3 protein-coding genes are annotated in these 5,846 nt (G+C 67.8%); 1 reads left to right on the forward strand and 2 read right to left on the reverse strand.

Translation table 11 applies throughout. The features are described 5' to 3' along the window. Both WAN02_RS00240 and WAN02_RS00245 read right to left on the reverse strand, forming a co-directional pair. On the reverse strand, positions 1–4,200 hold a 4,200-nt coding region (locus tag WAN02_RS00240), incomplete at its 3' end, for an ATP-dependent helicase (RefSeq protein ID WP_422261690.1). A 35-nt stretch (positions 4,201–4,235) separates the two neighbouring features. Next, positions 4,236–4,892, reverse strand: coding sequence for a TetR/AcrR family transcriptional regulator (locus tag WAN02_RS00245; protein ID WP_422261692.1), 657 nt, complete (start codon positions 4,890–4,892; stop codon positions 4,236–4,238). A gap of 265 nt (positions 4,893–5,157) precedes the next feature. On the opposite strand from WAN02_RS00245, the gene WAN02_RS00250 reads away from it, so the two are divergent. After that, complete coding sequence (locus WAN02_RS00250; RefSeq protein WP_422261694.1) at positions 5,158–5,655, forward strand: phosphate-starvation-inducible PsiE family protein; 498 nt, start codon at positions 5,158–5,160, stop codon at positions 5,653–5,655. Positions 5,656–5,846: the final 191 nt, after the last annotated feature.

A 5,846-nucleotide genomic window follows, 5' to 3' on the forward strand; every position in this document is an offset into this window, starting at 1 on the left:
GGCCAGCACCACCGCCCGGTACGCCGGCCGTTCGGGGTCCACACCGTCGAGGTAACTGCGCAGCCGGTCGACTGTGGATGCGACTGCGAACTGGGCGCCGCCCAACGATTCCACGAAATAGCCGCGCTGACAGCGGCCGGCATCCTCAAAAGCGGTCAGCACCTTGTACAGGGCGGCGAAGCCACCCGGCACCCCCTCCGCCGTTACCGCGCCGCGGGTCAGCACCCCGTGCCGGCTCAGCAGCAGCTCTGCCTGGTGATGGGCCCGCACAGTCGAATCCGGTTCGGGCGTCGGCAGTGCCGACCAGCGGCCGGCCACCGTGGGATCTGCGGCCCGCGCCTGCGGATGCGCAACGCTGTAGCGGCTCAGGCGCGGTGGGCGCCTGCCGCGTCCCTGCCGATGGGCCGGAGCCGATCGCTTACGCGCGCCCGGGCCACCCGACAGCATCGCGCGCACCGGCGCGAATGTGTCGCCGGTGACCCATCCGGCCCAAATCAATTCCCACAGCGCCGCTTTGAGCTCGGCTTCGCCGACTCCGTCATGGCCGAGCTGTCGAAAGAAGAACGCGCCGCCGCCGGCCAGCATCTCCAAAATCGCGCGATGAGTCGCGGTGAACTCGATCTCCGATCCGGCGGCCAGGGTCAACGGTGCGGAATCTGCGGTGTGGAAGGCCACCCAGCCGTCGCTGCCAGAGATCGTGCCCGATCCCGACCACATCACCTCGCCGGAGGCCAGCACTTCGTCGAGCATCGCGGGGGAGTAGTCACGCACCCGCGGCGCCAGCACCAGCGATTCGACCGCCGACGCCGGTAGTGGGACGCCGGCGAGTTGATCGATGACGGCTGCCAGACCGTCCACGCCGGAGTTGGCGGCCGACCCGTGGCCGGCCCCCACGCTATGCCAGGCCGGCAGGAAACGCGCGTAGGCGCTGGTGCTGACCGGCTCGACTTGGGCGCGCAGCGCCGCCAGCGATCGGCGCCGCAGGATCCGCAAGACGTCGGCGTCACACCACTGTTCGCCGGTCGCCTCGGTGGAGAACTCGCCGCGTACCAGTCGCCCGTCGGCGGCCAGCCGGCCCAATACGTCGGCGGCGACGCGCAGCCCGAGCCCGAACCGGGCGGCAACATCGGCTGTGGTGAAGGGCGCGTGGGTACGAGCGAATCGGCCCAGCAGTTCGCCGAGCGGATCGGCGACGGCCTCGGTGAAGCTGGCCGGAATGCCGACCGGCACGGCTACCCCGACACCGTCGCGCAGCCGGCCGATGTCCTCGATCGCCACCCACCAGCTGCGGCCGCCGAACGAAACCGGTAGCGCACGCTTGGCGGCGAACAACGCTTCCAGCCAGCCACCGACGTCGGCGCCGCCGGCGCGTTCGGCGACCTCGTCGGCGGTCAACGGGCCGAGCAGCCGCAGCAGATCGGCCACCGCTTCGGCATCGCGGGCCGCCCGATCTGCCGACAGGTGCTGCAACTGCCGGCCGGTGGCCGCGACAACGTCGGGATCCAGCAGTTCGCGCAGCTCGACTCGGCCGAGCAACTCGGCCAGCAGCGTGGGGTCCAGCGACAGCGCGGCAGCGCGGCGTTCGGCCAGCGGGCTGTCGCCCTCGTACATGAATGCCCCGACGTAGCCGAACAACAGCGACGTCGCGAACGGCGACGGCGTCGCGGTTTCGGTTTCCAGCACGCGAATCTTGCGCGTGGCGATGTCGGTCATCAGCCCCGCCAGCGTCGGCACGTCGTACACGTCCTGCAGGCACTCCCGGACCGTCTCCAGCACGATCGGGAAATCCGGGTACTTACGCGCCACATCCAGCAACTGGGCGGCACGCTGGCGCTGGTGCCAGAGCGGGGACCGCTTGCCCGGGTGCCGTCGCGGCAGCAGCAGAGCCCGGGCCGCGCATTCCCGGAACCGCGAGGCGAACAGTGCCGAGCCACCCACCTCCGCGGTGACGACTGGGTCGATCTCGTCGGCGTCGAAGACGAACAACTCGGCGCCCGGCGGAGAGTCGGCGCCGGTCTCCGAAATGGTGTCGGGCAGCCGCACCACGATGCCGTCGTCCGACGCGGTCGGTTTCTCGTCGATGCCGTAGCGGTCACGCAGCCGCCGGCTCACCGCCAGCGCCAAGGGGCCGTGCACCCGCAGGCCGTAAGGAGAGTGCAGGATGACCCGCCAGTCGCCCAGCTCGTCCCGAAATCGCTCGACCAGCAACGTGGTGTCGGAGGGAACGACGTTGGTGGCGGTGCGCTGGTCGTCCAGCAGCCGCCACAGGTTATCGGTGGCGTACTCATTGAATCCCAATTCAGTGCAACGGCTTTCGAACGCATTGCGGTCCAGCGCGGCCAGCTCGCCGGTGAATTGGCCGACCGCACGGCCGAGTTCGGCGGGGCGGCCCGAATCGTCGCCGCGCCAGAACGGAAGCCGGGCCGGCTCGCCCGGGGCCGGTATGACCAGCACACGGTCGTGGGTGATTTCGGTGATACGCCAACTGGTGGCACCCAGCGCGATGACATCACCGGGCCGCGATTCGTAGACCATTTCCTCGTCGAGTTCGCCTACCCGGGAGGGGGTTTCGGAGTCGGTGGCCAGGTAGACGGTGAACAGGCCGCGGTCCGGGATGGCGCCACCGGAGGTCACCGCGAGGCGCTGCGCGCCGGGCCGGGCCGTCACCGTGCCGTTGTCGCGGTCGTACACCAGCCGTGGCCGCAGTTCGGCGAATTCGGTGGACGGGTACTTGCCGGAGAGCAGGTCCAGGGTGGCCTCGAATGCGCTGCGGGGCAGCGTCGCAAACGGTGCACTGCGCCGTACGGTGTCGAACCAGCGGTCGACGTCCAGTGGCTCCAACGCGGCTGCGGCCACGGTGTGCTGGGCCAGGATGTCGAGCGGGTTCGTCGGCACCCGCATCGTCTCGATCTGGCCGGCGAGCATGCGCTGCACCGTCACCGCGCATCCGATCAAGTCGGTGCGGTGTTTGGGAAAGAGCACCCCCTGGGAGATCTCGCCGACCTGGTGTCCGGCGCGCCCGATGCGTTGCAGTCCGCTGGCCACCGACGGCGGTGCTTCCACCTGAATCACCAGGTCGACGGCGCCCATGTCGATACCCAGCTCCAGGCTCGAGGTCGCCACGACCGCCTTGAGCCGCCCGGATTTCAGGTCCTCTTCGACGATGGCGCGTTGTTCCTTGCTGACCGAGCCATGATGGGCACGGGCCAGTAGCGTGGGGGCGCCGTAGGTTTGGCCGCTGCCCAGCAAGTGCGCGGGTGCGCCGCCGGCCACCTTCGGGTTGGCCTCGGACGGCAATTCGGTGCCCGTGCGTTCGGCGTGAATCTCGTTGAGCCGGGCGGTCAGCCGCTCAGCCAGCCGCCGCGAGTTGGCGAACACGATCGTCGAGTTGTGGGATTCGACGAGGTCGACCAGTCGGGCCTCGACATCGGGCCAGATGCTGTTGTTGGTCAGGTTGGCCATATCGGGGACCGGAACCTGCACGGTCAATTCAAAAGTCTTGGCCGCCGGCGGGGAGACGATGGTCGTCGGGGATATCCCGGACAGGAACCGGGCCACTTCTTCGGGCGGACGCACGGTGGCCGACAGCCCGATTCGCTGCGCCGGGGCCTGCAACATGTCGTCGAGCCGCTCCAGTGAAAGGGCAAGGTGCGCACCCCGTTTCGTACCGGCGATGGCATGCACTTCGTCGACGATCACGGTCTGCACGTCGGCCAAAGTCTGTCGCGCCGCCGACGTCAACATCAGAAACAGCGACTCCGGCGTCGTGATCAGCACATCGGGAGGGTTACTGATCAGCTGTCGACGGCGGGCCGGTGAGGTATCGCCGGACCGCAGCCCGACAGTGATCTCCGGCGCGGGCAGTGCCCGTTGTGCGGCGACCCGGGCCATCCCGGCCAGCGGTGTGCGCAGGTTGCGCTCGACGTCGACTGCCAGCGCCTTCAGCGGCGACACGTAGAGCACCCGGGTACCGGCAGACCGCGCACTGCGCGGTGCACCCGCCAGCGCATCGATGGCCCACAGAAACGCGGCCAGCGTCTTGCCGGAACCGGTCGGAGCGATGACCAGCGTATTATGGCCGTCGGCGATCGCCGACCAGGCGTCGGCCTGCGCCGGGGTGGGCGCCGCGAAGGTACCGGCGAACCAGTCGCGCGTGACGACGCTGAACCGCGCGAGTGCGTCGTCGGGTACGGGGATCACCCAGCCATCATGACAACGGGATACGACAACGCGGGTTAGCGCTGGTCGGGCGCCATCGGCTTGGCCAGTCGATCGGGAATGTTGTCCACCCGGATGATCGCGTCGAGCAGCGCATGGGCGCAGCTATCGCTGAGGTGGCCCGCGTCGGTCTCTGGGTGAATGATGCGTTGCCTGCAGACCTCGAAGGTCAGCGCCAGCCAACCGTGGATGACGATCCGCAGGTCGCGTTCGACATCGGGGTCGAGCGGTTGGCCCGATCCGTCGACCTCCATGACGCGGCTCATGATGTGTTCCATCTGGCGGTCCTTGGCCTCGTCATCGATGCCGAGTAAGACCGGATCGGAGCGGCCGAGTCCGACATATGCCGCCCACGCGGCGTGCGGGTGCTCTTGGTGGTACTGCATGTAGGCAAGGACACCGCCGCGCACCTCTTCGAAGAGGTTCTGACCGGGCGTCGCGGGGGTGTTGGTGGTTTCGAACAGTTGATCGGCTTGCCCTTTGACGACGGCGGCGAAGAACGCCCGCTTGTCGGGGAAGTAGTGGTACATCAACGCCCGGGATACACCGGCCCGCTCGGCGATCTCGTCGATGCGGACCTCGTCGTAGGGCCGTTGTCCGAAAACCTCCGCGCCTAATGCCAGCAGCTCGGCGCGGCGATCGTCCGGGGATAGCCGGCGCCGGGGAGTCCGCATAGAGCAGATGGTACTGGTCGATCCTTTGCACAGGTCGTCAACGCTCGTGATGCCACTGCAAACTTCATATTACGTACGCGCTCGTCAATCACCGATCATCACCCCGGGTTGGTCGCGAATCCCCTGCCGCCGTTCTACCAGCATGTTCGTCACCTCAGCAAAGTAGTCGGCGCTTCGCGGTACTGCTCCGCGACATTCGCCGGGCAACGGGTTGTCCGGGATCTCGCGCCCTGGCAGACCGCGTGCGCCATAGAATCGGTGGGCCATGGATGCCAGAAGCGAGCCCAGCCGCCAGGGGCTGAGTCAGCGCATCGGTGTGCTGGTTGACGGTTTCGAGACTGTGATTTACGCCATCGCCTTCCTGCTCCTGGTCGCGGCCGCCGTGCTGGTGGTGATCGGCGGCGGAGAAGCTGTCTTGCAGGCCGCGACTCATAAGGTCAACACGCTGCAGGGTGGCGTCCTGGTGCTCGACCGAGTCCTGATGGTGCTGATCATCGCGGAGATCGCGGCGACCCTGCGTGCCGTGCTGCTTTATCACGAAATCGCTGCAGAGCCTTTCCTTTTCATCGGGCTGATTGCCTGCGTGCGACGGATCCTGATCGTGACCGCGGCATCCGAACAGGTCCACTCGGACAAGGAACTCGACCGCCTCCTGTATGAACTGGGGGCATTGGGACTTCTGGTCATCGGCATCGCCGCGGCGATCTTCATGATCCGGTACAGCTCGCGACGCGCAGCGCCGACGCATGCCGAGGGCGACTGAGCTCACCTCGGACGCTGGTTTACCGGCTTCGGGTCGAGGGGTATACGCATGTGGCGCGTGTGTCCGCGCGTGACGGCGATAGAGGATCCCCGATGCAAACACAACATCACCCCTCAACCAGCGACCACCTCGGGCGCGATGACAACGAAGTGCACGCCGCTGTCAGGTTCGGTGTGCTTGCCGGGGCCGCG

The organism is Mycobacterium sp. (assembly GCF_049281135.1).
GTDB lineage: Bacteria > Actinomycetota > Actinomycetes > Mycobacteriales > Mycobacteriaceae > Mycobacterium.